The sequence below is a fragment of the Allobranchiibius sp. CTAmp26 genome (assembly GCF_017565405.1).
Taxonomy (GTDB): domain Bacteria; phylum Actinomycetota; class Actinomycetes; order Actinomycetales; family Dermatophilaceae; genus Allobranchiibius.
Genome location: NZ_JAGEKR010000030.1, coordinates 1 through 3,238, shown reverse-complemented (window position 1 = coordinate 3,238; position 3,238 = coordinate 1). Strand labels below are relative to the sequence as shown.

4 protein-coding genes are annotated in these 3,238 nt (G+C 63.5%); 2 read left to right on the top strand and 2 right to left on the bottom strand.

Annotated elements, in window-relative coordinates; genetic code table 11:
- The first annotated feature begins 370 nt into the window (after window positions 1–370).
- Together J4030_RS17340 and J4030_RS17335 are read left to right on the top strand one after the other, a co-directional pair.
- On the top strand, window positions 371–844 hold the full coding sequence (locus J4030_RS17340) for an Imm26 family immunity protein (protein WP_208050495.1): 474 nt from the start codon (window positions 371–373) through the stop codon (window positions 842–844).
- A gap of 216 nt (window positions 845–1,060) precedes the next feature.
- Window positions 1,061–1,381, top strand: coding sequence for a hypothetical protein (locus J4030_RS17335; protein WP_208050494.1), 321 nt, complete (start codon window positions 1,061–1,063; stop codon window positions 1,379–1,381).
- Window positions 1,382–1,495: 114 nt separating this feature from the next.
- Here the strand turns inward: J4030_RS17335 and J4030_RS17330 are convergent, their stop codons facing one another.
- On the bottom strand, window positions 1,496–1,816 hold the full coding sequence (locus tag J4030_RS17330) for a hypothetical protein (protein ID WP_208050493.1): 321 nt from the start codon (window positions 1,814–1,816) through the stop codon (window positions 1,496–1,498).
- Between the two features lie 114 nt (window positions 1,817–1,930).
- Window positions 1,931–2,446, bottom strand: coding sequence for a hypothetical protein (locus J4030_RS17325; RefSeq protein ID WP_208050492.1), 516 nt, complete (start codon window positions 2,444–2,446; stop codon window positions 1,931–1,933).
- Window positions 2,447–3,238: the final 792 nt, after the last annotated feature.

Sequence of the window (3,238 nt, the reverse complement as noted above, 5' to 3'; positions counted from 1 at the left end):
CCCTCTCGACGAGCTCGACGCGAAAGAAGTGCACGGCGTCGAGCCGGCCTCCTGCACATCTTGGGCCGCCGCTGATCGGACCAGCTCTCTCTGACCCGTCTGACCGCAACCGGACCATCTACCGCGTGTGGGGAAACGTGACCGGTCGGCGATCGGCTTCCGGGCGGCCAGCAGATGGGTGTCCCGTATGGAGCACCCGTGCGGACACGTCAGCTCGGGACGCCTCCGACCACGCCCGACGCTTGTCGGGGACGCCAGACGTGGTTCGGCTTGCGGAGATATGGCCGGGGTTGGCGGTTACCTCTGCCAGCAGTGGTGTTCCGGTGCCTCACCACGATCAGCGGGCATGGTCGGCGTTACGTTGTTTCTCGTGAGCACAAGTGCGGCACAGGAAGGTGACTGTTTCGCGGTGCCTCTACGGGATGGTGGATATGCGGCCGGTGTCGTTGCGCGGTCCAATCCTGAGGGGGTATTGGTGGGTTATTTCTTCGGTCCGGCCCGTCGGGCGGTGCCTGTCCAGAGTGATCTGGTGGGGTTAAGAGCAGCAGATGCCCTGCTCGTGGGCAGATTTGGGCACTTGGGTTTGGCCCAGGGCACGTGGCCCATGATTGGACAGCTGCCGAACTGGGATCGGTCGCAGTGGGCTATGCCGGCGTTCATCCGCTACGAGGAACTATCAGGGAGGACCTTCCAGGTCTTCTATGACGATGATGACCCCAGCAGAGTGCTCCGCGAGATACGGGTGCCTTCAGGGCCGGCTGAGCAGGGTCCGAAGGGCGGCCTGATGGGGGCTGGCTTCGTCGAGGGGGTGCTGACGCGCATGGCAGGCTCCGTCACGAAGTGACAACGGATCAGGTGGCAGCGAGTTGGCGGGCTGGGTGTCGGAGGAGGGTTCGATAATCGGAGACTTCCCAAGTTGCGGCAGCGAGCTCAAGATCGTCACATCACTCCTCGGTAAGTGCACGCCCACAGCTGCGATGGCGGCTCTCTTCGGCGCAGATTGTGGCAGGAGCGTGGGTGATGAGCGAGGCATGGTAGGTCCGTTGCTACCGTCCGCTGCATGACTGCAACCGTGAAGGTTCTGCGTACCTCGCTCGTCTTCGGAGGGTGGAAGGGATCGCTCGACATCCAGGGAGGCGTCCTTCACATCACTGGGGTTGATTCAAGTCAGCGGCTGAACGTTGATACGACGGAAGTCAAGCGATATTCCTACAACGGGAACAACGGCCTATGGGTCATTCGCATGAAGGGCGGCACGAGGCTGCGCCTACAGACGTCGGGCGCGATATTGTCAGCGGACCGGAGCGCCGCTGGCAAAGCGGCAACCGAAGCCATCCACGATCTGCTCAGCAAGACCAACGCGCGAGGCTTCTCGATATAGCGATCGATGCAGACCGCGACTGGTGTTCGGCACACCGATCGCCGATCCAGGAACGGGGCAACCGGGAGGCGCCCAGATCAAATGAGTCGCACCACCGGGCCCCGCGCGTCAGCCTCACGACTCCAAAGCTGCAAATCCGCGCTCGGTAAGCACCGGGATAAGTGCGAGTTGTGCTTCTTCCGCTGCAGCTGTGCGAGGGAACCTCTGCTTGTGCTTGCGCCGGCCGTCCACCCCGTAGACCCAGACCGTCGACCCGCCGCGATGAGCAAGCCGACCGACGCAGTTCGCCAGGAAGGCTGCGAGTAACAAGACCAGTTCGATTCTGCTGCCACTATCGGGCGCGTCGTAGTTCCAACCAATGACCCCCGAAGGTTTCACGTCAACCCGAAGCTGACCGTCGGGGCCTTGGACGATCACCTGCTCGAAAGGCGTCATGCCAGGGACCGTACCTGTGACGATTCGGCTAGTCGTCCGCGACCAGGATTGGATCATTGCCCAGACGCAATCGGCGAGCGGAGCGCAGCCGCGGGATGGTCCACTAGCGGCCTTCTACGGATGGTTGGACTTGATCCCGTTTGCTTCAAGCTCCCGGATCAACGGCCGCGTGCGCTTGGTGTCGTAGGTCATGATCACGATTGTGGTGCGCGTGTGCTTCCATCGCTGGCCCACTCTGCGTATCCGGACTGCCATCCATGACGGGGCGGGCCACTCCAGCTCAGGGCGACGTCCCGTGACTGGCTGTTCGAACTCGACTTCCGCAATTTCGCTTAATTCCAACTCTTTAGTGTACGGACCGCGTCGTGTTCGCAGCACTGTGCCGTCAACCTCAACGAAATTCTTGAGGGCAAAGATGGCCCCACCCATTCGCGCCACCCAGGCCAACGCGAATGCACAGATGAGGGCGAGGCAGGTTTCTGCTGCTCGGCCCCACCCGATCAGCGCAAAGATTGCAGACGCGACGAGTAGAGCCAAGAACGGGACCGCGACGGTGTGGCGGGAGCTCAGGAAGACAGATGGATCAGACTCAAGACGTGTTCCAGAGGGCCCCGACGGCAGTGCACCCATCAGATCTCGTTTCGCCTTGGAGTGTGAGGTTGGACCGCGAACCCCGGGGCGCTTGAGAGTACTGCCCCAGCCGGATAGGGCCGATTCGCGAACCACGGCGCGATGATCAGCGGTGCGACTTGCGTGCATGAGGGCCCGCCCAGTGAACTCGGTCGTCGTGGGATTGCCGGTCAGCGATCGGGTTGTGGCACGCTCCGCGTGCCGATCGGCTGCGGCACTGCGCTTGTTGATGACGAGGTGTGGCTGGGCATTCCGGAGGTGTCAGAGCGCGGGGGCGTTACCTTCGATTCAAGGTCTTCGTTGAGCCGCCACCCAGTGCTTCAAGGCTGCCGCCGAACGTCATCTGTTGGATGGACCCGCCGTGGTTGACCTCAAGGGTGGTCACGTTGTCCCCTCGGGTGCGCAGCGACCCGCCGATGGTCATCCCTCCCCACCGGTGGTCTCGACATCGTCGTGGACGGTCAGGGTTCCCACTGGTTTGGAGACTTGGATGCCAATGCCCGTCGCCAGTCGTCTTGATCAAATGGAACGAGGCCTCCTTCAGGGACCCGTCGTGCAGGTTGAACCTGCGCGCCCCTGGCCCGGTGGTCAGAATGGGCGCCTGCACCTGCAGGTCGTCGATGTCGCCAATATTGGCGCCCCCGGGGGGGGGGGGGGGGGGGGGGGGTGGGGGGGGGGGGTGTGTTCGGGGCCGGGCGGGCCACGGCGTGGGGGGGTGCTGGGTGGCGGGGGTGTGTTCGGGGCCGAGCGGGCCAAGACGTGGACTGGCACCGGAGTTCCGGCTGATCGACC

Coding starts and splice junctions, on each gene's coding strand:
- J4030_RS17335 (WP_208050494.1), top strand. CDS start 1,061: ATGACTGCAACCGTGAAGGTTCTGCGTACCTCGCTCGTCTTCGGAGGG.
- J4030_RS17330 (WP_208050493.1), bottom strand. CDS start 1,816: ATGACGCCTTTCGAGCAGGTGATCGTCCAAGGCCCCGACGGTCAGCTT.
- J4030_RS17325 (WP_208050492.1), bottom strand. CDS start 2,446: ATGGGTGCACTGCCGTCGGGGCCCTCTGGAACACGTCTTGAGTCTGAT.